Origin of the sequence: uncultured Chitinophaga sp., assembly GCF_902168175.1 — a bacterium.
In the GTDB taxonomy this organism is placed as follows: Bacteria; Bacteroidota; Bacteroidia; order Chitinophagales; family Chitinophagaceae; genus Chitinophaga.
Genome location: NZ_CABHOU010000059.1, coordinates 156,098 through 179,921, shown reverse-complemented (window position 1 = coordinate 179,921; position 23,824 = coordinate 156,098). Strand labels below are relative to the sequence as shown.

Sequence of the window (23,824 nt, the reverse complement as noted above, 5' to 3'; positions counted from 1 at the left end):
TCAAACTACTCAATAATGATCTCATCTGCAAACAGGTGACCGTTTTCGCCTTTGCCAGGATGCCATTCCGGGATGGTGCCGTGGTTTTTGGCTACTACTTTAATATAACGGGTAGTGGTTTGCACGGGTAGGCTCAGTACTTGCGTAAGGCCGCCATATTCTTTATCGGAGATCGTATTTTTAACTACACCGAGTGAGGTAAAGTTTTTACCATCAGCAGAAGCGAAGAATTCCACCTGGGTAGGATACCAGATCCATGCACCAAGGTCCTGCAGCACACCGAGCGACACTTTGTTCACTTTACGTGGTGCCTTCAGATCTACAATGGCTTCGAGGTTGCCCGGATAATGGCTTTGCCAGCCACCCAGCCTGAAGTCACTTTTGCCACGGATGCCGTCGATAAGGGCATCGTTGCCGCCACCTGTGTATTGCGGATGTATTTTGCTGAGGATAGTAATTGTTTTATCGGTCGGAATACTGTAAAAGTCACTTTCCATCACCTTGCTGTACTGGCCGGCTTTGAATGCAACAGCTTTCAGTTTGCAGCTTTCTTTGATCACTATGGGGGCCGTATATTTTTTAGAAGATGTAGTAGGCTGGCTGCCATCCAGTGTATAGTAAATTATAGCACCAGGTTCTACTGTTTTAAGCGTAACCGGCGTGGTGTTATGGAACCTGTCGGAAGGTGCAATAGCGTAAGGAACAGGAACAATCAGGTTTTCAGTAATGCTGCTTACAGGTACGTCGCCTGTTGCCGCGCCCCATTGCTTGTTGGCGGTAGCGCTCATGTTAAATTCCAGTGTGCCGCCGTTCATAATATCTGCATGCTGAAAGTAGCTTTTGGTATAATTAGCGCCATTCAGTTTGGCAGATGTAATGTAAAAGTTCTTTGCCGTCCTGTTATTCGTTTTAATGGTAAAGGTTTTACCATTTTCAAGGTTGATTTTCACCTCATCGAATAAGGGAGTGCCTATGGCATATATGCCGCTACCGGGTGTTACGGAGTAAAAGCCCATAGAACTCAGTACATACCATGCGCTCATCTGTCCGCAATCTTCGTTACCGCTAAGGCCATCGGGATTGTTGTGATACAGGGTAGTAAGTACTTCGTGTACCAGCTCCTGCGTACGGTATGGCTGACCAACATAGTTAAACAGGTAAGTTATATGATGACTTGGTTCGTTGCCATGTGCATACTGTCCTATTAAACCAGTAATGTCCGATTGCTCGCGGCCAGAGAGGACTTCGTTAGTTGTAAACAGTTTATTCAGTTTGGCGGTGAAGGCTGCTTTGCCGCCCTGTAACTTAATCAAACCGCTCACATCCTGCTGTACCGCAAAGCTGTATTGCCAACTGTTAGCTTCTGTGAAAAAGTTATTTACTTCAGTTGGGTTGAAGGGAGAAAACCAGCGCCCGCCTGTTTTGCCACGCATAAAACCGGTAGAGGCGTCGAAGATGTTTTTGTAATACTGCGCTCTTTGTGTATAACGATTGTATACTTCTTTATCGCCCTGTAGTTTCGCCATTTGTGCAATACACCAGTCGTCATAGGCATATTCCAATATACGCGATACCGATTCTGCCTGGGTTTCCGTATTCAGGTAACCCTGGCGGATGTAATCCTGTATACCAAAACGGTCACTTTCTGCCCAGCTTCTCATCGCCTCCATTGCGTATTTTGCATCGTAACCACGAATCCCTTTCTGGTAAGCATCTGCCATTACAGGAATGGCATGATAACCAATCATACAGAAGGTTTCATTTGCGCTCAGCTCCCAAACGGGCAGCATGCCACCGTATTTATATTGCGCAAGGAAGGTATTAATCCAGTCGTTTGTTCTTTTCTGATCGATGATGGTCATTAGAGGATGAAGGCCACGGTGGGTGTCCCAGAGAGAAAATACGCTGTGGTTTTCGAAGCCTTCTGCTTTATGTACTTTCTTGTCAGTACCGAGGAACTGGCCGTCTACATCCATATACAGGTTTGGATTAAGGCAGGCATGATATAATGCGCTGTAAAAGATCGTTTGCTGATCGGCGGTGCCGCCTTTAATTTCAATCTTTCCTAATTCTTTATTCCAGGCGGTTTTGGCGTCGGCCACCACTTTGTCGAAGTTGTAATCTTTTAACTCCGCATCCAGGTTACGCATCGCGCCATCTTCACTAACACCGGAGATGGCCACTTTTACATACAATGGTCCGTTAATATCAAAAGTGAAATACGATTTGATATTGGTGCCCTGGGCTTCTTTCAGCGCGCCTTTGTCGTTGTTGTCCTGCGCTACCGTGTGCTTTTTGAACGGGCGCGAAAACTTCATGGCAAAGTAAACTACCTGGTCTTGCGCCCAGCTCGTAGAGCGGCGCATGCCTACTACTGTAGAATCGTTGATGATTTTCAGGCGGGAGTCTTTTACGATGTCGCGGTGGTAAAGGTCCAGCAATACATTGCCCTCTTTGGTGCCAGCGGCAAATTCGTACTTGTGTAAGCCAACACGTTTGGTAGCGGTAAGCGAGGCCTGTACATTGTATTTATCCAGTTTCACACTGTAAAAGCCAGCGTATGCTTTTTCATTTTTGTGAGAAAACGGAGAGGCGTATTTCTCGTTGTTCCATTCGTAAGTGCCGGTTGTAGGCATTACGAGAATGTCGCAATAATCTTCAATGCCCGTACCGCTAAGATGGGTGTGGGAGAAGCCATAGATAATAGAATCGGAGTAGTGGTAACCGCTGCATCCGTCCCAGCCTTTCAGGCGGGTGTCCGGACTTAATTGTACCATGCCAAAAGGCATACTTGGGCCGGGATAAGTGTGGCCGTGACCGCTTGTTCCAATGAACGGGTTCACGATCGTGGAATAATCTTTCTGCTGTGCCTGTGCTACAGAGACCAACCCAAAGGTTAGCGCAACCAACCATTTTTTCATTCTAACAAAGTTTTGCCTTTACAGAGGCCCTCGGCCTTTTGGTTATTAATAATTGGCTAAGATAAAGATTAGGGTGCTAAAATAGACAGGCTAAAACGTTTAAGTTGTTGTGCTGTCGGCGATGTTACTGGCAGGAAGTCGTATCGCAGAGAAGATAGTACCATTATAAGAACAAAATTTGTTTTTGATTTGACGGTAGATTGCTATTTATCTTTTTGATTACCAGTAATTTGTAGGTTGCTAATGGTTCATTTTTCTTTAGCACGATAGAGTAGCTGTGTTAATTTCAAATCAGTCAGTTATTCCTGGTAGCTATAAGGGATTTTTATGCGCTTATAAACATATGGAATTTGTATGACGGAATGCGTCGTAATGCTTCACGTTAAAGGGGTAACGGTTGATTATCTGCACCTCATGAACGTAACGGCGGTCGATGATATCAGCCGCACCTATTTTAAATCAAGCTCGCACAACACCGGCCTGTGATCTGATGCAATAGCTTCTCCGATCACTTCTGCTCTCTTCACCTCCCAATTGCCTTTGCCCGACAAAAAGATGTAATCCAGCTTCTTCTCTGGTTTTTCAGAGGGCCAGGTAGCGCCTAAGCTAGCCGTCGCATCTGAAAAATGCGCTTTTATTAAACCTATCTCTTTAGAGTCGGGAGCAGCATTAAAATCGCCTGCAATAATCAGCGGATGAGCATTTTTGACGTGCTGTAACAGCAGATTTATTTGCTGTATACGTGCGGCAGGATCGTCGAGATGATCGAGGTGGGTGCTGATAAACTGGATCAGGCTATCACCCGGAAGCTGTAATGTAACCATAGCAGCTACACGGGGTTCACTGCCTGTACCATGCGCCGGTAATGCGATAGAACGTTGGTCTTTAATAGGGAACTTGGATAAAATACCGGTTCCATAACCGCCACCATCGTAATTCATAGCTTTTCCAAAGTAAATATACATACCGGTTTGTGCGGCCAGTTCTTTCATCTGGTCTGCCATCTTAACCCGCCTGGTAACACTGTCTACTTCCTGCAAGGCCACCAGGTCGGGATCTGTAGCTAATATTACATTTGCGATGCCCTGTAGGTTTTGCTCACCTTTTACATTTTCGCCGTGATGGATGTTGTAAGTAAGTACTTTGATGTGTTGCTGCGCTTTCGCCATTCCGATCGTCACTGTTCCTGTTAGCGTTAACAAAATGAAAGTCAAATGCTTCATAATAATAGTTGATTTAGATGCCGGTCCGGTTAGATGATATATAAATGTAAAGATTTTCAGCTAACATCGCGGGCCCGGCATCTTATAATTATCTCTTCTCAAATGCTTCTGTTACTGGTCGTGCAACCCATACCTGTGGCGTTTTTAAGCCGAAAATCCAGGCGAGGGTAGCAGCAGTATCATATGTCACAATACTTTGCCCTATCTCATGATTTTTCCTGATGCCTTTGCCGCGTATGATCCATGGTATCTGCATCTCCTGCATGGTTTTTCCGCCATGCCCCTTATCTATCCCTCCATGGTCGGCTGTAAGAAGGATAATGCTGTTATCCCACATATCTGCCTCTTTCATAGCTGCAATTACCTTACCAACCAGGCTGTCGTTTTTATGTACCTGTTCGAAATAAGCAGGTGTATTATGACCAATATTATGCCCAACATGATCAGGCTCATCCAGATGGATAAATAAAAGGTCGGGCTTTTTTGTACTGAGATAGGTAATGGCGGAGTCGATAGTGAGGTAAGTGTCGGCAGGATTTGCCCAGGTGTTTACCGCCGCTTTGGGGAAAAGATAACCATAGCCGCCCCAGTTGAAGATCACGCCTATTTCGGACTTAGGCTGCTGTTGGCGAAGTAAGGTATAAATTGATGGAAATAGACCGTACTGGTCGAGCTCGCGGGAAGGTAGTTCCGGTTTTTGGCTGCCCCATTCGGTAAAGCCGTGCAACTCCGGACCGGCGCCCATCACCATCGACGCCCAGTTTACAGCGCTCGAGGAAGGGAGTACGCTACGCGCTTCTAACGACCAGGCGCCTTCGTTCATCAAAGATTTAATATGAGGAATATCTGATTTTGGGAATGCATAAGCGCCCAATCCGTCCATACCTATTACGATCACATGTTTAACTCCTTTTACCTGGGCGGTAGTGGAGATGCAGGCGGCAAGCAGGATAGCGCCCGTTACGAACCAATTTTTCATGATATTGACTAAACTTTATGTAAAGCTAAGCTAAACAAAGTTTAGTTAATGTAAAATATTGATCAGTGGATTTTAGCTATTAGTTTGGCCGGCGATTTCGAGGATGAGCTTCACCTCGCTGGCCTGCGTCTGGGAAATGCCGTACTCAGGAACGCCGGGAATGCCGCCCATGCTCACATTGGGATTGCGGTACTGCATGCCACTTTCGATATAAGCCTTTGCGGTGGTATGAAACTCCTGTGCGCCGGTTTCTTTAATCAGTTGTGCGATGTTGGTCGACCGTACACCGGAACCGACAAGGATGGCGATCCTTCCTTCGGCCTTTTTAACCAGTTCGGCCAGCAGTTCAATTCCTTCTACCGCAGTATTACGATGGCCGGAAGTTAAGATACGTTCACAGCCCGTGGCTATCACATCTTCCAGCGCCTGCATGGGATCGTCCGTCATGTCGAACGCACGATGAAACGTTACACCCATTGGCCAGGCAAGTTCTACCAGGGCTTTTGTACGGGGAATGTCCACTTTGCCATCAGGCGTAAGCAGGCCGATCACAACACCATCGCAGCCGAGCTGTTTACACATTACGATGTCGCGTTTCATGGTTTCGTATTCCAGGCCGCTGTACAGGAAATCGCCGCCGCGGGGGCGTATGATAGGGTAGATGGCGATCTTTACTTTCTCCCTGGCAAGGGAAATGGTGGCATAACTGGGTGTGGTGCCACCTTCCAGCAGGTTGTCGCACAGTTCTATTCTATCCGCACCGCCTTCCTGTGCAGCTACACAGGAAGCAACGGATGCGGCACATATTTCAAGAGTGATCTTCATTATTTAAAGTAAGTCTTACCGTCGATGAGGGTGTTTTTATCTTCGGTATCGCCGGTGCAAACAGCGTAGTTAAAACCTTTCTGCAGGCAGTAAGCGCCGTGTTCACCTTTTTTATTCAGTGCCAGGAAACCGATTTGAATGCCTTTGGCTCTTTCCGGGTTCTTTTTCACAATACGTGTTACTGCCTCTTTGCAGGCATCCTCCGGCGAATAACCCTGGCGCATCAGTTCTACCACGAGGAAGCTGCCTACCACGCGAATTACTTCTTCGCCCAAACCAGTAGAAGTGGCGGCCCCCACTTCATTATCTACATATAAACCAGCGCCGATGATAGGGGAATCGCCAACGCGGCCGTGCATTTTAAAGGCCATACCGCTGGTAGTGCAGGCGCCGGACAGGTTGCCATTGGCGTCCAGTGCTACCATGCCGATCGTATCGTGGTTGTACACGTTGCCCGGCAGCATAAGCGGGTTAAAGGCGGTGGCACCTTTCGTATCGTACGATTTGTTTTCTATGTTGATAACGGGTTTGTATTCCGCTTTCTTCAACCACTCTTTCCACGCCTTTTCTGACTCGGGCGTAAGCAGGTTGGTTTTTTCGAATCCCTGTGCCAGGGCGAATTGCAAAGCGCCATCGCCCACCAGCATTACATGCGGTGTTTTCTCCATCACCTGGCGTGCCACCGAAATTGGGTGCATAATGTGTTCGAGGGCGGCTACGGAACCACAGTTGCCCTTTTCGTCCATGATGCAGGCGTCGAGTGTAACACGGCCGTCACGATCGGGAAAACCACTGTAACCTACAGTATGGTTGTTGGGATCTGCTTCGGGTATTTTAACGCCTGCTTCCACGGCATCCAATGCCCGGCCGCCGGCTTTAAGAACGTCCCATGCAGCGCGGTTGGCGGCGCGGCCAAAGTCCCAGGTAGATATTACAATAGGACCGGCGGCTTTGCCTGAGCTGCGCTTTTTCTTCTTTTTGTCCTGTGCTTCTGCACCGGACACGCCTAGTGAAAAGGCAGCAGCGCCAACTAGGGCGCTGCTTAAAAAATTACGTCTGTTTTGCATATATCAATCAGTTCTGATCTTGTATCTCCCATGCAAGCCCGCTTGCACCAAGAATAGCTGCGTCACTTTCTCTCAGTTCAGAGAACATCAGTTTCACTTTATTCTGGAATATAGGCAACAGGTTTTTCTCCATATGCTCCCTTACAGGTTTCATAATAAGATCTCCTGCTTTTGTAAGTCCGCCGAACAGGATAATAGCTTCAGGGCTTGAGAACATCACGAAGTTAGCTAAAGCTTCTCCGAGAATTTTGCCTGTGTACGCATACACTTCCTGTGCCAGGGGATCGCCTGCCATAGCGGCATCGAATATCACTTTCGAATTTATCTCTTCTTTGGCAAATTTACGCAATTCGCTTTCTTCCGTACGTTCGGTAAGGAACTCGATAGCTGTATTGGTAACGCCGGTTGCCGATGCGTAAGACTCCAGCGAGCCGCGCATGCCCGTACCCGGGTGCAGCCTGCCGCCAGGTACTACAATGCAATGGCCCAGTTCGCCCGCAAAACCATCATGACCGTAAATCATCTGGCCATTGGCAATGATACCGCTGCCTACACCAGTACCTAGTGTAATCATAATGATATCTTTCATGCCACGTGCAGCGCCATAAGACATTTCACCTATAGCCGCTGCATTAGCATCGTTGGTGAGCCTTGTAGGTACACCGAACTTCTGTGTAAGCAAATCGGCCAAAGGAATAACACCGCTCCAGCGAAGGTTGGGTGCATATTCAATGTTACCGGTGTAGTAGTTGCCATTGGGGGCTCCTACGCCTATACCTTTAATATGTTCCATGCCGCCTGCTGCGTTAATCAGCTCCATCAGGCGTTCGTAAAGTTCATCGATGAACATAGATACTTCCGGGTGTGCGCCGGTGAGCATCCTTCCATCAGAAATAATATTACCGCGGCGATCTACAATGCCGAATTTAGTATTGGTCCCTCCAATATCAATGCCCACCGCTAATTGCTGACTCATAATCTATGCCTTGAGATTTTAGTATGGATTTAACTTTGATTGCGAAGAATGCGAGGTAAGCGAAACACAGTACCGCTAACCAGTAAGAATGGTGAATACCGATCCAGGGAACACCTGCGAGGCTGCCCTGTGCTACAGGAATAACAGCACCACCGAGTATCATCATAACGAGGAATGCAGAACCCTGGCTGGTATATTTGCCCAAACCTGCGGTTGCCAGTGTAAAAATACAAGGCCACATTACAGAACAGAACAAACCACCGCTGATAAACGCGAAGAGCGCAACTTTACCGGTAGAGAACAGGCCGATAAGCATGGCCAGTATTCCGAAAGAAGCAAAGATCAACAGTTGTTTCGCTGGTTTATCCTGGCTCAGGAAGAACGCAAGTATCAGTGCGAGGATGCAGTAAGCGTATACATAAAGATCGCTGATGTCGGTACCGCGCATGTAGTTAATAGCGAGATAAACACCGAATGCTACGTAAGGAATTACTACAGTAAGAATTCTTTTCAGTTGTGCAGAAGGGTTGAATGCGCTTGCCCCAGCTGTCCACCGACCGATCATCATGCTGCCCCAGAACAGGGAAACATACTGAGAGATATTAGCGGAGTCGAGGTTTTGTGTTTGATGCAGATATTCGCCGAGGTTAGCGGCAATGGTTACTTCAACACCTACGTAAGTGAAGATGGCGACCATACCAAGTACCAGCTGAGGATATTTTAATGCGCCCAGGCCTTTTTCCACTTTCTCGTCATTCTTGATAACAGGAAGTTTGGAGAATTTGAAGATGATAGCCACCAGGATAAAAAGCGCGCCTAATACCAGGTAAGGAATTTTCACATCGTTGATGGTCGCGTTTTTCGCAGCTTCAGGATGTATGTCGCCAAATATCGCCATACTCACCAACACCGGCCCCAAGGTAGCGCCGAAGTTGTTGATACCACCCGCCAGGTTAAGGCGTTTAGCACCATCTGCGGGATCGCCCAGCTCAATAGCAAATGGGTTGGCTGCTATTTGTTGCAGCGAGAAACCCAATGCCACCACGAACAGGCCCGTCAGCATCAGTGCAAAAGATTGCAACTGCGCGGCCGGGAAGAAGATAAGTGTGCCGAGACCCGAAAATATAAGCCCGTAAATAATACCGTTCTTATAACCAATTTTGTTAAGTGGATCAGTTTTAAGTGCGTTGGACACTAAGAAGTAGATGATGGCGCCTACGAAATAAGCGATGTAAAAGGCAAATCCAACTAATTGTGATTGCCAGGCTTCTAAATGGAATTTTTCTTTGAACAGTGGAATCAGTATGTCATTTGAGGCTGCGACGAAACCCCAAAAGAAGAAAACCATTACCAGCACAAAGAACGACGGAGAGGTACCCCGTTTAATTTGCTGCGACGACGACATAGTCCTGTTAATGTTAAAATTTGAGAAATAAATGTATAAAAACTTTTTTACGGAACATGGAAAAATCAAATGTAAGGCCTTATTTCGTTAAAGCAAAAACGTTTTAGCTAAAATAACTATGAAAATCCGTTTTTGTTAGGTAAGTTAGAGGCTTCATGAAATTTTCTTTTATTTATTACATAACTTATTGGATCTATGACAAGTAACACTGCTAACATGGCTGCGCCAAAGGGTGGTTACAAACAAGCAATGGCGATTATTGGCATTTTGTTCTTCATTTTCGGCTTCGTTACCTGGCTCAACAGCGTATTGATTCCCTTCCTGAGACAAGCATGTGAGCTTTCGGCATTACAGGCATTTTTTGTGACTTTCGCCTTTTACATTTCTTATTTTGTGATGGCCATTCCATCCTCCGGTATCCTGAAAAGGATCGGGTTTGCAAATGGAATGTCGGTAGGACTGGTGACCATGGCAGTAGGTTCGCTTATTTTCATACCGGCGGCGCAATTGCGTACTTTCCCGTTATTCCTGCTCGGTTTGTTCGTTCAGGGTACTGGTCTGGCACTTCTGCAAACGGCATCCAATCCTTATGTAACTATCCTGGGGCCTATCGAAAGTGCAGCTAAACGCATTAGCATCATGGGTATCTGTAATAAGATAGCTGGGATGATGGGTATCCTGGTGCTGGGTAAATTGCTGTTCAGCGATACCAAAGAACTGTCTATAAAAATTGAAAGTCTTACCGGTGCTGCTAAAGAAGCAGAGTTAGACCTGCTGGCTTCGCGTGTAATCGTTCCTTATGCGATCATGACCGGCGTACTGCTGCTGTTGGCCTTTATGGTGCGTAAAGCGCATCTTCCCGAAATTAACCCTGAAGAAGATGATAAAACTGCAGCAGCTGAAGCCGATCTTTACGGCCGCTCCTCTGTATTTCAAATTCCTTACCTCATGCTGGGCGTGCTTTGCCTGTTCCTTTATGTGGGTGTAGAAGTGTTGGCCATCGACTCTCTTACCCTATATGGCGAGCATAACGGCATATCTAAAGATGTAGCGAACAATTTTAGCATTTACAGCCTGATCGGGTTCACCGTAGGGTATATTATAGGTATTGTGACCATTCCCAAATACATGTCGCAAAAAACCGGGTTGATCATGTCTGCGGTATTGGGCATCTTGTTTACAATCGGCGCCCTGGTTACTACAGGTATGACTTCTATCGTGTTCGTGATTTTGCTGAGCTTTGCCCATTCGCTGATGTGGCCTGGCATTTGGCCATTGGCAATTAATAAACTTGGGCGTTTTACGAAACTGGGCTCGGCCTTACTGATCATGGGTATTGCAGGTGGCGCCCTGGTGCCGCTGGTGTATGGCGCCATTGCGGATGCTACGCATAACCTGCAGATGCCTTATGCAATTATGATCCCCTGCTATCTTTATATATTGTACTTCGCTGTAGCGGGGCACAAAAAGGGCCTGCCAAAATTGGCCATGGCATAACGTAATTACCTTGTTAAAGCTTTTCAAAAGGCCGTACGGACGCTCCGTACGGCCTTTTTTAGCCATTACCCAACCATCACTGAACCATCACCCAACCATCACTGAACCATCCGGATGCCTTTTATACACCAGTTTGCTATTTACCGGATATCTAGCCCGGGATTTGTGGTATACCGGACAGAAGGGAAAGACTGAACAGCGGGTGTGGTAAAGCGGAGATTGGCGCACGGCAGGACGTAGATTGGCAGGAGAGGGGGATTTACGACACGGCCCCTTGCCCAGTGTTGGTCTAATGGCTGAAGGGAGTGACACAACGGCGGCCCAATAGCAGTATTATCGCTTAGTTTAACTAAATTATTCCCTTCCTAATATTTTTTTTGGCTGATTGAGCGAATATCTCAACTCTTTTCCTATTTTTATGTGTACAAAATACGTTTATTAGAGTTTTATGATCCACGAAGCAAAACTGCGATTCCACGAGTTATATGGAAAAACGCCACTCATCGTTACTTCACCCGGAAGGATCAATCTTATAGGGGAGCATACGGATTACAATGAAGGATTTGTATTGCCCGCCGCGATTGATAAGAAGATCGTTTATGCGGTAGCCCTTAACGGTACCGACACATGCAATGCATACGCTACGTTTACGGGCGAGAAGGTTTCCTTTTCTCTTAAAAATATAAAACCAACTTCGGGCTGGATCAATTACCTGCTTGGGGTAGTATATCACCTGCAGCAGCGTGGGTACGACGTGAAAGGTTTCGATTGTGTGGTCCATGGCGATATCCCGGTTGGCGCTGGCCTGTCATCTTCCGCAGCAGTGGAAGGTGGATTGGTAGCCGCACTGGATACCTTGCTGGGCTTTGGTTTGGAAAGAATGGAGATGGCGAAAATAGGACAGATAGCGGAACATACCTTCCCAGGTGTGAAATGTGGTATCATGGACCAGTTTGCCAACCTCCACGGCCGTAAAGATGAAGTAATGCTGCTCGACTGCCGCAGTCTGGAATACCAGTACTTCCCTTTCCAGTTTTCGGACACTTATAAAATCGTACTTTGCAACTCTATGGTGCACCATTCACTGGCCTCTTCGGAGTACAATGTGCGTCGTGAGCAATGTGAAAAGGGCGTAGAGATATTGAAAGAATTCATCCCGGGAATTAATAGTCTTCGTGATATTACATCTGAACAGGTGGAACAATACCGCGATAAACTGCCGGGTAAAATATTCGACCGCTGCCTGTACGTTACACAAGAGAACGAGCGCGTGGTAAAGGCCACGGCTTTCCTGAAAGACAATAACCTTGAAGGTCTTGGTAAACTGATGTACGGCTCGCACGATGGTTTGAGCAAGCTGTATGAAGTGAGCTGCCCCGAACTGGATTTTCTGGTAGATGTGGTGCGTGACAACCCAGATGTGGCGGGCGCGCGTATGATGGGGGGCGGATTTGGCGGTTGTACCATCAACCTGGTGAAAGCAGCCAGGGCCGATGCTTTTGTAGCCAACATGAAGAAATTGTACAGCGAGAAATTTGATGAAACCATGGAGGTTTATGTAACCAGTATTGAAGCAGGTGTGACCGTGTTTGCGGAAGAGCCGGTACATTAATCCTAAGCATAATTATAACATAAAAAAATCCCCGGCAATATTGAGTTGCCGGGGCTTTTAGTATTCATGTATTTAATTAGTACTGTTCGTCGAGAGCGAAAATCGGTTTCCTGTTCATCCACAAACCGCGGGTGAAGTCGGGGATGTATTGTACGGAACCACCTTCGGCGATAGATTGTTCGCTGAGCGGGGTGATAGCGTACCAGGTAGCTAGGTCGTACACGTCCAGTTGGTAAGGCGCGCCGCGTTTGATAGACTCGATGAAGGAGTTGATCACAAACCAGTCCATACCACCATGGCCAGCGCCGGAAGCGTCGTTCGCATAACGTTTCCAGAGTGGGTGTTCATACTTGGCGAAATAGCTTTCCGCATCTTTAGGATCGCCGGTTTTTTCCCAGCTATGCGGTTTGCTTTTACCTTCGATATGTATAGAGTCGATATCATCCATCCATAGGCCATTGGTGCCCTGTACGCGGAAGTTTAAGGAATAAGGACGGGGCAGATTGGTATCGTGGCTAAGCATGATCGTTTCACCGTTAACGGTTTTGATCAGTGTGCTTACGATATCGCCCAGTTTGAATTCCACTTTTGCGTTAGGGTGGTTAGGGCCGCCGTTAGGACCTTCGAGGATATATTTGTGCAGGCCGCGTGCTTTAGTAGCTACAGAAGTAAGCGACAGCAAACGGTTGCCGCGGTTAAGGTCGATCATGGTGCCTACAGGGCCAAGGCCGTGGGTAGGATAGAGGTCGCCGTTGCGGTGAACCGAGTGATTCGTTCTCCATTTAGCTTCAGAGATAGCTTTGTCGCCAAACTCAACGCCGCCGCCGTAAATGCCTTTGCCGTCATTGAATTTCACCGCGCGGAGGTCGTGCTGATAACCGCCCTGCAGGTGAAGCAACTCGCCGAACAAACCCTGGCGGGCCATGCTCAGTACAGCCATTACATCACGGCGGTAACATACGTTTTCCATAGCGAAAACAGGGATGCGGGTAGCTTCGCTGGCGTTTACCAGGTCCCAGCACTCCTGCACATCAGAGGCGCCACAAACTTCTACGGCTGGGGTAATGCCGGCCTTCATAGCTGCTACGGCCTGAGGGGTATGCCATTCCCATGGAGTGGCAATAATCACCGCGTCGATGTCGCCACGCTTCAGCATGTTCAGATAATCTTCGGGTCCCTTGGTGTACTCGGCTACTTTCTTTTTGGTACCGTATGCCTTCTCAATCATTTTACGGCATTCCGGGATCGCCTTTACCGTATCCGGGTCGGCGATGGCAACAACGTCAACGTCGCTGCGTTTCAAACAAAGATCAAGGTGTCCGCTGCCTCTTGCGCCAACGCCAATAAGGCCAACACGCACCTTATCTTTCTTTTGCGCGGCAAACAATTTTGCCGGGTTGTTCAGCAACGACAGGCCCACGCCCGCTGCTACTGAGTTCTTCAGGAAGTTCCTGCGATGCAGTTGCTTATTCATAAATTAAGTAACGATTAATAAACGGTGAACATAGATGGTTTAAAAATAGCTAAATACCTATCGTAAATGCAAGCCTCCTCTTTTTTTTGTGACATTAATGTGATAGTTGGTGCTAAAAACCTGCGTACTATCTCGTATCGGGGGGACAAACGGTTTAGCATAGTATTTTAGCAGACAATGAGTATATTTTCAGCAGCAGGTCTAAATTAGGAATGAAGGGATTACTTTTAGTTCAGACCAAGTCATACTTCTCTCATATGAAGACATCCACGCTACTCTTTTCGTTGCTTTTTTCATCACTCACCGCGGTGCAGGCACAGTCTGTTCCTGCCAACGTAGGTCCTGTGCCATCAAAGGCGCAACTGGCCTGGCAGCAGATGGAATACTATATGTTCATTCACTTTGGCCCAAATACATTTACGGACAAGGAATGGGGGCATGGTGATGAGGACCCGAAAGTATTTAATCCCTCTGCCCTTGACGCGCGCCAATGGGCGCGTACAGCCAGGGCTGCGGGTATGAAAGGAATTATCATTACCGCTAAACACCACGATGGTTTTTGCCTTTGGCCGAGCGCATACAGTAAACATACCGTACGGGAAAGCGCCTGGAAAAACGGGAAAGGAGATGTACTGGCTGAATTATCGGCCGCCTGTAAAGAATATGGTTTGAAGTTCGGTGTATACTTATCGCCCTGGGACCGTAACCATCCTGATTATGGAACGGAGCGTTACAACCAGGTATTTGTAAACCAGCTTACAGAAGTGCATACCAAATACGGCGATGTGTTTGAACAATGGTTTGATGGCGCCAATGGCGAAGGTCCGAATGGTAAAAGGCAGGTGTACGACTGGACATTATTTAATGGTACGGTTTATAAATATCATCCCAACGCCATCATCTTTAGTGATGGCGGCCCCGGTTGCCGCTGGATAGGTAACGAGAACGGCATTGCAGGTGCTACCAACTGGAGTACTATTAACCGCTCGGAAGTGTTTCCCGGTAAAGGTGGTTTGGAGCATTATCTGAATGAAGGTGTGGAAACAGGTGCCGACTGGGTGCCCGGAGAGGCCGATGTGTCTATCCGCCCGGGATGGTTCTTCAGCCCGTCTACCAACGATAAGGTGAAAACATTATCACACCTGCTGGATATCTACTATGGTTCTGTTGGCCGCAATGCCAACCTGCTCCTGAACGTACCGGTAGATCGTCGTGGCCGTATACACGCCAACGATTCTACCCGGCTGATGGAGTTGCGCCGAGTGTTAGATCAGACTTTTAAATCCAACCTGGCAATAGATGCTGTAGCAACTACTGGCGGTAAAACGGTAGCAGCGGTAGTGGATGGTAAAAAAGAAACTTCGTGGCAGGCAGCCACAGCGCAAAATGCAGTGATAGAACTCAGTTTTAAAAAGCCCGTGACCTTTAACCGTTTCCAGATACAGGAAGATATTGTGCGCGGGCAGCGTGTAAAAGCGTTTAAGGTCGAAGTGCTGGAGGCTGGCGCTTATAAAGAGCTGGCCAGCGAAACCACTATCGGCTACAAGCGTATTCTCCGTTTGCCAATGACTACCGCCAGTAAAATGCGCGTGATCATACTCGACGCCAAAGCAGCAGCCATTATCAATGAAATACAATTGTTTAAGGCACCAGAAGTGTTGGAAGATGCGGTGATTAAAAGAGATAAGAATGGCGCCCTGGTGATCAGTTCCCCTTCTGTTGATCCCGTGTTGCATTACACGCTCGATGGTAGCGAACCAACTGTTAAATCCCCGAAATACACTGCTCCTGTGCCATTTGTGCAGGGGGGGATTGTAAAGGCCAAGGCTTTTGTAGGCGGCGGCGCCAAAGGAGGTAATACCATCACGATGAACTTTGATGTGGCTCCCGTGAAATGGAGCATTCACTATGCCGACAGCTCGGCCCGCAACCAGGGCCCCGAGCGTGCGATCGATGGTGATCCTTCAACAGTTTGGAGTACGATCATGGCACCCGGGGCAAAAGGTTATCCGCACGAAATTCAGGTTAACCTGGGCGAAGTGCTTGATCTTAAAGGCTTTTCGTACCTGCCGCGTACTAACCAGAACGCCAGCGGCACCTTCGTAGATTATGCCTTCTACGTAAGCGAAGATGGGAAAAGCTGGGGAGAGCCTGTAGCAAAGGGTTCTTTTGCCAATATCGTGAACAGTCCGGTGAAGCAGGAGCTGCGTTTTGGCAAAACTGTTAAAGCGCAATACATCCGACTTGTGGCACTCCGCGCCGCCTATGAGCAACAACATTGGACCAGCATTGCCGAGCTGGGTGTCATAACCAAATGATTATTAATCAAAAAATGAATAGAGAAAAGAGAAAGGGAATCATCACCCTTTCTCTTTTTTTATTATATGTAATCCCGCTGTGGCCCTGAGAGGAGCGCCGAATTTTAACATAAAAAAAAAGCCCTTGGTAATAAATATTGTTATAACTTTGCGGTTATTCTAAAACTAAAGGCAACAAGATTCATAACAATTTAATCGTTTACTGAAGTTGAAAAACTTTGAGTCCCATAAGATCTCACCTTTCCATCCTTCTCTCACAGAGGGCTTGTATACTATTGGGAACAATGTCTTTAGATACCTTTCCCGACGACCTCGTATTTGATAGCTGGCATCATTTCTGTTTAGCTATCACCTCCTTATCTTTCCTTTGATGAGGGGGAGCACTCCAGCAATGGATTTTATCCAAATTTATTATCATTTATTGCTAACGTTTTCAATTTAGAAGAAATTGGAAAATCAGGATATCATCGTCAGGGTGGCTACTGCTGACGATTACGAATATGCTACCACCATTACAGACGAGATGGAGTCTTCAGCAAAGGCCAGGGGAACAGGTATTGCCAAACGTTCTCCCGACTACATTAAGCTGAAGATGGACGAGGGTAAGGCGGTTATTGCGCTTGGCGCAAATGGCGAGTGGGCTGGGTTTTGCTATATCGAAGCCTGGGGTCATGAAAAGTTTGTTGCTAACTCCGGTCTTATTGTAAACCCCGCCTTCAGAGGCCATGGTGTGGCTAAATCCATCAAAAAGAGAATCTTTGAACTGTCGAGGGAGAAATACCCCGATGCGAAAATATTCGGCCTTACTACAGGTCTGGCGGTGATGAAGATCAATTCGGAACTAGGATACGAACCCGTTACTTACTCTGAGCTTACCGACGACGAAGAATTCTGGAAAGGCTGCCGCAGCTGTGTGAACTTCGATATTCTTACTGCCAAAGAACGAAAGAACTGTCTTTGTACAGCTATGCTCTACGATCCGGCCGATAAGGAGAAAGATCAGGCGCCGAAAGAACCGGAATTGGCAGGTTCGGAAGTGGCCGAGATCGTAAAACTTAACGGAAGAGAAACAGCAGCGCTGAGAAGAAAGCGGAGTTTTAAAACTAACTTCAAACTGTTTGAACGCTGGATGCGTTACAAACGGTTCATACTCCTGAAATTAAGAAAAGAAGGTGGAGCCATGGTAGGTAAGAAGCGTTTTTTCCTCTTCAGCCTCTTTAGCTGGTAATTAATTCAACATCATTTTTAAAAACATACATAGGATCACCATGAAAAAAGTAGTTCTGGGTTTTAGCGGTGGATTGGACACTTCATATTGCGTAAAATATCTTTCGGAAGAAAAGGGTTATGAAGTACATTCTGTAATTGTTAATACCGGCGGTTTTTCTGCGGAAGAGCTGCAGGAAATCGAGAAACGCGCTATCAGCCTGGGTGTAAAAAGCCACAAAACGGTAGATGCCGTGAAGTCCTACTACGACAAGGTGATCCGTTACCTCGTATACGGTAACATCCTTAAAAATAATACTTACCCGCTGAGCGTTAGCGCCGAGCGTATGAGCCAGGCCCTGGCCATTGCAGCATATGCAAAGGAAACAGGTGCAACCGCCGTAGCACATGGTAGCACCGGCGCCGGTAACGACCAGGTTCGCTTCGACATGATCTTTAATATCATGATTCCCGGGGTAGAAATTATCACTCCCATCCGCGATCTGAAACTGAGCCGCGAAGAGGAAATTTCTTACCTGAAGAACAAAGGGGTACAGATGAACTTTGATAAAGCGATGTACTCTATCAACAAAGGCATCTGGGGCACATCTGTAGGTGGTAAAGAAACCTTGACTTCCGACGGCTTTTTGCCAGAAGAAGCATGGCCCACACAGCTTACAAAAACTGACGCAGAGAAAGTGAAACTCTCTTTCGTAAAAGGAGAACTCACCGGCATCAACGATAAAAAATTTGATCATCCTACCGATGCGATCACTTACCTGCAGAACATTGCAGGCGCGTTTGCACTGGGCCGCGATATACATGTGGGCGATACGATCATTGGTATTAAAGGCCGCGTAGGTTTCGAAGCCGCCGCACCTATGGTGATCATTAAAGCGCACCACGCTTTGGAAAAACACGTACTAACTAAATGGCAGCTTAGCTGGAAAGACCAGTTGGCGCAGTTCTACGGTAACTGGATGCACGAAGGTCAGATCCTCGATCCGGTGATGCGCGACATCGAAGCGTTCCTTACGCACTCACAGGAAAATGTAACCGGCGATGTATTCGTTACCCTGCAGCCTTACCGCTTCCAGGTAACTGGTATCAAATCTGACTACGACCTGATGAGCGCTAAGTTTGGCAAATATGGCGAAATGAACCAGGGTTGGACAGGAGAAGACGTTAGGGGCTTCACTAAAATATTCGGTAACCAAACAATGATTTGGCACCAGGTGAAAGAATCACTGGAAGGTGGCAAATAAGCGGGACTTAAGTTCCGGTTTTTAAAGATGAAAGAACAAACACAACATAACAAAGTGAAAGCCGGCATTATCGGCGGCGCGGGATATACCGGTGGTGAAACCATCCGGTTATTGCTGAACCATCCAAATATGGAGCTGAGCTTTGTGCATAGCCGCAGTAATGCAGGCAATCCGCTGTACGCAGTGCATGCCGATTTACTGGGCGAAACTGAACTTACTTTCGCGGCTGACATGCAGGAAGTGGATGTACTCTTCCTTTGCCTCGGTCACGGAGAATCTAAAAAGTTCCTGGAGGCTACACCGATAGCAGCACACACAAAAATCATCGACCTGAGCCAGGACTTTCGTTTAGGCGAAAGCGTGGCGGGAAGGGAATTTGTGTACGGTTTGCCGGAGGCCAACAGGGAAGCTATTAAAACGGCGGCTAACATCGCCAATCCCGGTTGTTTTGCTACCGCTATTCAGTTAGGCCTGCTGCCACTGGCAAAAGCCGGTTTGCTGAATGAAGTGCATACGACCGGTATTACAGGATCTACAGGTGCGGGGCAAAGCTTACAATCTACTTCGCACTTTACCTGGAGGGCTAACAACGTGTCTACGTACAAAGTGCTTACCCATCAGCACCTGAAAGAAATACGACGAACCTTGCAGGCACTGCAGCCTGCATTTGGCGGGGAGATCAATTTTGTGCCTGTTCGCGGCGACTATCCGCGCGGCATCTGGATCACCTCTTATCTTTCCTGCGATCTTTCACTGGAAGAAGCCTTAAAACTGTACAAGGATTTTTATGCTGATGCTGCATTTACACATGTAAGCGATAAGCAGATAGATCTGAAACAGGTTGTGAACACCAATAAAGTACTCATACAACTGGAAAAAACAGGTAATAAACTTGTGATCCATTCGATCGAGGACAATCTACTGAAAGGCGCGTCCGGACAGGCGGTGCAAAACATGAACCTGATGTTCGGTTTTGAGGAAACAGCAGGATTGAAACTGAAATCAATCGTATTTTAAATCAGCCGGTGCAAACCGGTAATCTACCAGCACAATGAAACTGTTTGACGTTTATCCGATTAATGATATAAATATTGATAAAGCTTTTGGCTCCAACGTTTGGGACGACAAAGGCCAGCAATACCTCGATATGTACGGCGGTCATGCCGTAATTTCCATCGGCCACACACATCCTCACTATGTGAAAAGGCTCACCGACCAACTGAATAAAGTTGGCTTTTATTCCAACTCCGTAAAAATTCCATTACAGCAGGAGCTGGCCGAAAAACTGGGCAAGGTATCCGGTAAAGCCGATTACCAGCTGTTCCTCTGCAACTCTGGTGCAGAAGCGAATGAGAATGCACTTAAACTCGCATCTTTCCATAACGGGAAAAAGAAGATCATTGCTTTTAAGAAAGCTTTCCATGGCAGAACTTCGCTGGCAGTAGCGGCTACGGACAATCCGAAGATCGTTGCGCCGGTGAACGAAACCGATAACGTGGTGTTCCTTCCATGGGAAGATCAGGTGGCACTGGAAGCAGCTTTTAAACAATACGAAGTATCTTCTGTAATTATAGAAGGCATACAGGGTGTTGGCGGCATTAACGTGGCCAGCGATAGTTTTCTTCAGAAGATACGGACACTTTGCGATGAACACAATGCAGCTTTCATTGCAGATTCTGTGCAGTGTGGTTATGGCAGGAGCGGTAAGTTTTATTCTCACGACTTCGCGGGTATTAATGCCGACATCTATACCATGGCAAAAGGTATGGGCAACGGTTTCCCGATAGGTGCCATCAGCATTTCGCCTAAATTCCAGGCTTCTTATGGTATGCTGGGCACTACTTTTGGTGGTAACCACCTGGCCTGTGCCGCAGCATTGGCCGTGCTCGAAGTAATAGAGCAGGAGCAGCTGATCGCTAATGCGGAAAAGATAGGTAACTATCTTATCAATGAACTGAAAGGGTTGCCTAAAATAAAAGAAGTAAGGGGCAGGGGATTGATGATAGGCATCGATTTGCCGGAGGAGCTTTCGAATGTTAAGAAGAACCTGTTAGCGAAACACAAAATATTCACCGGTGAAGCAAAACCTAATGTAATCAGGTTGCTGCCATCACTGGCCCTTACACAGGAACATGCAGACCAGTTTTTGTCCGCATTGAAACAGGAATTAGTATAATTATCAAACGCGCAGGCCGAAAGGCCTTAACATTACCATCAGCATGAAACAATTCATTTCAGTTGAAGATGTACCGGGTGTCCCGCGGATAGTGGACATAGCCCTGGATTACAAGAAGAATCCACACAAGGATAGAGGTTTGGGTGAAAACAAAACGTTGGGGATGATATTTCTGAATCCCAGTTTACGTACCCGCCTTAGTACCCAGGTAGCAGCGCGAAACCTGGGCATGGAAGTAGTAGTATTTAACATCGATAAAGAGGGCTGGCAGCTGGAAATGAACGATGGCGTTGTCATGAACGGCAGTACTTCAGAACATGTGAAAGAGGCCGCGGCAGTGATGGGACAGTATTTCGATATCATGGCCATCCGTACTTTTCCGGGTTTAAAAGATAAACAGGAAGACTATTCCGAAAAATACATCAACCAGTTCATTAAATACGCCGGTGTTCCGGTCGTGAGCCTCGAAAGCGCTACACTGCATCCTTTGCAGAGCCTTACCGATGTGATCACGATTAAAGAACGCTGGAGCGAAGCGCGCAAACCTAAGGTGGTAATGACCTGGGCGCCGCATGTAAAGGCCCTTCCGCAGGCGGTGCCCAACAGCTTTGCACAGTGGATGAACGCCTGGGGCGAGGTTGATTTCACGATCGCGCATCCCGAAGGTTATGAACTGGACCCGAAATTCAGCGGCAACGCTAGAATTGAGTACAACCAGGAAAAGGCACTTGAAGGCGCTGATTTCGTATACGTGAAAAACTGGTCATCTTACCAGGAATATGGTAAGATCATCAACTCCGACCCAGCCTGGATGGTAACGAACGACAGCCTGAAAAATACAAACAGTGCGAAAATTATGCACTGTTTACCTGTTAGGCGTAACGTAGTAATTGCGGACGAGGTGCTCGACGGGCCTAATTCCATCGTAATTCCGGAAGCGGGCAACCGTGTATGGGCAGCACAGGCTGTATTAAGCGAAATCCTTAAGAACGGAAAATAGTATTTATGGCGGATGCACTGTATGTGATTAAAGTAGGCGGGAATGTTATAGACAATCCCGCCTTACTGGACCGGTTCCTGGCCGACTTTGCGAATATAAAGGGCCATAAGGTGCTGATACATGGTGGCGGTAAAATAGCCACCCGCATTGGCGACAAACTGGGCATCGAGTCTAAATACGTTGACGGTCGCCGCATTACCGATGCAGATACCATTGATGTAGTGACAATGGTGTACGGTGGATTGGTGAACAAGCAGGTGGTAGCCAAACTGCAGGCTAATGGCTGTAATGCGATCGGTTTAACCGGTGCAGACGCTAATATTATTCCTGCTGTAAAACGCCCGGTAAAAACGATTGATTATGGTTTTGTGGGAGATGTGGATGCTGCACAGCTGAACGTACAACCGCTTAAAGCCATACTGGCTGCTGGTCTCACCCCGGTTTTTTCTCCCCTTACACATGATAGTAGAGGGCAGATACTGAATACAAATGCAGACACTATCGCTTCTTCGCTCGCTATAGCTTTATCAGCTCACTTTACGGTGCGACTGATTTATTGCTTTGAGAAGAAAGGGGTGCTGCGCGATGCGAACGACGACAACGCGGTTATCAACCTGATAGACCGGGAAATATATACACAGTTACTGGCAGACGGTATTTTATCGGACGGTATTTTGCCAAAGCTGGAAAACGCTTTCTCAGCGATCGGGAGCGGAGTGAATGAAGTGCTGATTGGACATGCGAACGATGTGCTGCTGAATACCACCGGGGCCGTAGCCGGTACATTAATACGCTGACTATGTGGGACCAACAACGCTATGACGATGCAGTACAACTTTTACAACAGCTGATCTCCATTCCTTCCATTAGCAGGGAAGAACAGGGAACAGCTGCCGCTATTGCGCAATTCCTGGAGAACAGGGGCGTTACTTATCAACAACACCTCAATAATGTTTGGGCGCTCAACAAATACTTTGATCCCGCCAAACCCACCATCCTCCTAAATTCTCACCACGATACCGTAAAGCCTAACCCGCAATATACCCGCGATCCATTTGCTCCGGATGTAGTGGATGGTAAATTGTACGGTCTTGGCAGCAACGATGCCGGCGGCTGTTTAGTAAGCCTGATCGCTGCCTTTGCGCACTTCTATGAGGAGAAAGATTTGCGGTACAATATTGTGCTGGCAGCCACTGCCGAGGAAGAGATCAGCGGTGTAAACGGAATTGAAAGCATATTAAAAGATTTGCCGTCAATAGACTTTGCCATTGTAGGAGAACCTACTTTAACTGATATGGCCGTAGCAGAAAAAGGGTTGATGGTGCTGGATTGTACCAGTAATGGGAAGGCCGGACATGCGGCGAGAGAAGAAGGGGAGAACGCATTGTACAAAGCAGTGAAGGATATAGAATGGTTCCGCGATTACCGTTTCCCTGAAGTATCTGAAACATTGGGTCCGGTGAAGATGAGCGTGACGGTTATTCAAACTTCAAACAAAGCCCACAACGTAGTGCCCGCCGATTGTTCGTTCGTGGTGGATGTGAGGGCTACGGATAAATATACGTTAGAAGAAATACTGGAAACGGTGAAGCAGAACGTGCAGTGTGAAGTAAAACCCCGCTCTATGCGTATGCGCCCATCTTCTATTCCTTTAGATCATCCTTTTGTGCAGGCAGGTTTAAGCATCGGTAAAAAACATTACGGATCGCCTACCACCTCTGACCAGGCGCTGATACCGGCGACTTCTATTAAAATTGGTCCCGGCGACTCTGCCCGTTCGCATACTGCCGACGAATTTATTTACCTGGACGAAATACGCCAGGGAATCGATACTTATATCAGATTATTGACCATGGTGAACGCGTAGCGTTTGCTGTAAC

Annotated in this window: 18 protein-coding genes; 10 read left to right on the top strand and 8 right to left on the bottom strand. The window is 47.2% G+C overall.

All coding sequences use genetic code 11. From position 1 onward, the window contains the following. Positions 1 to 5: 5 nt before the first annotated feature. The 7 genes from QZT80_RS12870 to QZT80_RS12840 all read right to left on the bottom strand — a co-directional run bounded on the left by QZT80_RS12870 (position 6) and on the right by QZT80_RS12840 (position 9,396). Positions 6 to 2,921, bottom strand: a complete 2,916-nt coding sequence (locus tag QZT80_RS12870; protein ID WP_295122372.1) for a GH92 family glycosyl hydrolase — start codon at positions 2,919 to 2,921, stop codon at positions 6 to 8. A 449-nt stretch (positions 2,922 to 3,370) separates the two neighbouring features. Beyond that, positions 3,371 to 4,144: an endonuclease/exonuclease/phosphatase family protein gene (locus QZT80_RS12865; RefSeq protein ID WP_295122370.1), complete on the bottom strand. Its 774-nt coding sequence runs from the start codon at positions 4,142 to 4,144 to the stop codon at positions 3,371 to 3,373. A gap of 88 nt (positions 4,145 to 4,232) precedes the next feature. Next, positions 4,233 to 5,123 carry an alkaline phosphatase gene (locus tag QZT80_RS12860; RefSeq protein ID WP_295122368.1) on the bottom strand — a complete coding sequence of 297 codons (891 nt, stop codon included), beginning with the start codon at positions 5,121 to 5,123 and terminating at the stop codon, positions 4,233 to 4,235. A 72-nt stretch (positions 5,124 to 5,195) separates the two neighbouring features. Then, positions 5,196 to 5,948, bottom strand: a complete 753-nt coding sequence (locus QZT80_RS12855) for a copper homeostasis protein CutC (RefSeq protein ID WP_295122366.1) — start codon at positions 5,946 to 5,948, stop codon at positions 5,196 to 5,198. After that, positions 5,948 to 7,015, bottom strand: a complete 1,068-nt coding sequence (locus QZT80_RS12850; protein ID WP_295122364.1) for a N(4)-(beta-N-acetylglucosaminyl)-L-asparaginase — start codon at positions 7,013 to 7,015, stop codon at positions 5,948 to 5,950. Before QZT80_RS12850 ends, QZT80_RS12855 begins: the two co-directional genes overlap by 1 nt. A 7-nt stretch (positions 7,016 to 7,022) precedes the next feature. Continuing rightward, positions 7,023 to 7,991: an ROK family protein gene (locus QZT80_RS12845; RefSeq protein WP_295122362.1), complete on the bottom strand. Its 969-nt coding sequence runs from the start codon at positions 7,989 to 7,991 to the stop codon at positions 7,023 to 7,025. Beyond that, the gene (locus QZT80_RS12840) at positions 7,963 to 9,396 is read right to left on the bottom strand and encodes an MFS transporter (RefSeq protein WP_295122360.1); all 1,434 of its coding nucleotides are present in this window, start codon (positions 9,394 to 9,396) and stop codon (positions 7,963 to 7,965) included. Before QZT80_RS12840 ends, QZT80_RS12845 begins: the two co-directional genes overlap by 29 nt. Before the next feature lie 195 nt (positions 9,397 to 9,591). Between QZT80_RS12840 and QZT80_RS12835 the strand changes: the two genes are divergently transcribed. Both QZT80_RS12835 and galK read left to right on the top strand, forming a co-directional pair. Continuing rightward, positions 9,592 to 10,893, top strand: a complete 1,302-nt coding sequence (locus QZT80_RS12835; protein WP_295122358.1) for a sugar MFS transporter — start codon at positions 9,592 to 9,594, stop codon at positions 10,891 to 10,893. A 448-nt stretch (positions 10,894 to 11,341) separates the two neighbouring features. After that, positions 11,342 to 12,505 (top strand): galactokinase, encoded by a 1,164-nt coding sequence (galK, locus tag QZT80_RS12830; protein WP_295122356.1) that lies wholly within the window; start codon positions 11,342 to 11,344, stop codon positions 12,503 to 12,505. Positions 12,506 to 12,581: 76 nt separating this feature from the next. Here the strand turns inward: galK and QZT80_RS12825 are convergent, their stop codons facing one another. Further along, positions 12,582 to 13,979 (bottom strand): Gfo/Idh/MocA family oxidoreductase, encoded by a 1,398-nt coding sequence (locus QZT80_RS12825; RefSeq protein WP_295122354.1) that lies wholly within the window; start codon positions 13,977 to 13,979, stop codon positions 12,582 to 12,584. Between the two features lie 257 nt (positions 13,980 to 14,236). On the opposite strand from QZT80_RS12825, the gene QZT80_RS12820 reads away from it, so the two are divergent. From QZT80_RS12820 to QZT80_RS12785, 8 genes are all read left to right on the top strand, one after another. Next, a complete protein-coding gene (locus tag QZT80_RS12820; protein WP_295122352.1) occupies positions 14,237 to 16,297 on the top strand; it encodes an alpha-L-fucosidase in 2,061 nt (686 codons plus the stop codon). Between the two features lie 448 nt (positions 16,298 to 16,745). Beyond that, the gene (locus tag QZT80_RS12815) at positions 16,746 to 17,525 is read left to right on the top strand and encodes a GNAT family N-acetyltransferase (protein ID WP_295122350.1); all 780 of its coding nucleotides are present in this window, start codon (positions 16,746 to 16,748) and stop codon (positions 17,523 to 17,525) included. Between the two features lie 40 nt (positions 17,526 to 17,565). Beyond that, positions 17,566 to 18,768, top strand: a complete 1,203-nt coding sequence (gene argG / locus QZT80_RS12810) for an argininosuccinate synthase (protein ID WP_295122349.1) — start codon at positions 17,566 to 17,568, stop codon at positions 18,766 to 18,768. 27 nt (positions 18,769 to 18,795) lie between these two features. Continuing rightward, a complete protein-coding gene (gene argC / locus QZT80_RS12805) occupies positions 18,796 to 19,785 on the top strand; it encodes an N-acetyl-gamma-glutamyl-phosphate reductase (RefSeq protein ID WP_295122347.1) in 990 nt (329 codons plus the stop codon). 34 nt (positions 19,786 to 19,819) lie between these two features. After that, positions 19,820 to 20,944 (top strand): aminotransferase class III-fold pyridoxal phosphate-dependent enzyme, encoded by a 1,125-nt coding sequence (locus tag QZT80_RS12800; RefSeq protein ID WP_295122345.1) that lies wholly within the window; start codon positions 19,820 to 19,822, stop codon positions 20,942 to 20,944. A gap of 43 nt (positions 20,945 to 20,987) precedes the next feature. After that, positions 20,988 to 21,944 (top strand): N-acetylornithine carbamoyltransferase, encoded by a 957-nt coding sequence (locus QZT80_RS12795; protein WP_295122343.1) that lies wholly within the window; start codon positions 20,988 to 20,990, stop codon positions 21,942 to 21,944. A 5-nt stretch (positions 21,945 to 21,949) separates the two neighbouring features. Then, positions 21,950 to 22,741, top strand: coding sequence for an acetylglutamate kinase (gene argB, locus QZT80_RS12790; protein ID WP_295122341.1), 792 nt, complete (start codon positions 21,950 to 21,952; stop codon positions 22,739 to 22,741). 2 nt (positions 22,742 to 22,743) lie between these two features. After that, positions 22,744 to 23,811: a M20 family metallo-hydrolase gene (locus tag QZT80_RS12785; RefSeq protein ID WP_295122339.1), complete on the top strand. Its 1,068-nt coding sequence runs from the start codon at positions 22,744 to 22,746 to the stop codon at positions 23,809 to 23,811. Positions 23,812 to 23,824 lie beyond the last annotated feature (13 nt).